We start from the raw sequence: 854 nt of genomic DNA, 5'->3' as shown, positions 1-854 counted from the left end.
GCCGGCGGATCTCCCGGTTTAACCGCTCGGTGGGGTTGTTTGACCACACCTTCGTCCAGACTGGTTTCGGCGCTGCGGTAAACGCCAGCACCTCATCGAGTGATTCCTCCAAGTACGCCGCTACCTGGGGGAACTTCGGTTCCAGCAAGTCGACGACTTCGCGGGCTTGGGCCCAGGTGGATTGGGCATCAGGTTGTTGGAAGATCGTCTGGAACATCGCCGAGACCATCGGCCACTGGGTTTTCGGGACTTTCTCGTAGAGGTTCTTGGCGAAGTGGGTGCGGCAGCGCTGCCACGACGCATCGGGCAGCACTTCGGATATCGCGTGTTGGATGCCTTCGTGGGCGTCACTGGTGATAAGGAAGACACCGCGAAGCCCGCGCGCTTTGAGGTCTTGGAAGAAGCCTTTCCACGATGCGTTGGATTCCGCAGTGGCGACGTGCATGCCGAGCATTTCGCGGTACCCGTCGGCGTTGACACCGGTAGCTAGTAGCACGGAGCATTTGACCACTCGGCCGCCTTCACGGACTTTGATCGTGAGTGCGTCGCAGGACAGGTAGGCGTACCCGCCGGGGTCGAGTGGGCGGTTTCTGAAGTCTGCGACCATCTCGTCGAGTTCTTCCGACATACGTGAGACTTGCGATTTCGACAGGTTGGAAATGCCAAGGGTTGCCACCAGGTCGTTCATCCTGCGGGTGGAGACCCCTTTGAGGTAGCAGGTGGCAATCACAGTCGATAGTGCCCGTTCAGCCCGTGAGCGTCGCTCGAGCAGCCAGTCCGGGAAGAACGCGCCGTGGCGCAGCTTCGGCACTGCCACGTCGATCGTGCCGACACGGGTGTCGAGGTCGCGGTGG

Annotated in this window: 1 protein-coding gene; it reads right to left on the bottom strand. The window is 61.0% G+C overall.

Going from position 1 to position 854, the window contains the following annotated elements:
* Positions 1 to 854 (bottom strand): IS256 family transposase (locus HMPREF2791_RS03100; protein ID WP_070844354.1); only part of this gene is annotated, 854 nt, incomplete at both ends.

This window comes from Corynebacterium sp. HMSC034A01 (assembly GCF_001838175.1).
Lineage (GTDB): Bacteria > Actinomycetota > Actinomycetes > Mycobacteriales > Mycobacteriaceae > Corynebacterium.
This window is presented reverse-complemented; position numbering and strand designations above follow the sequence as displayed.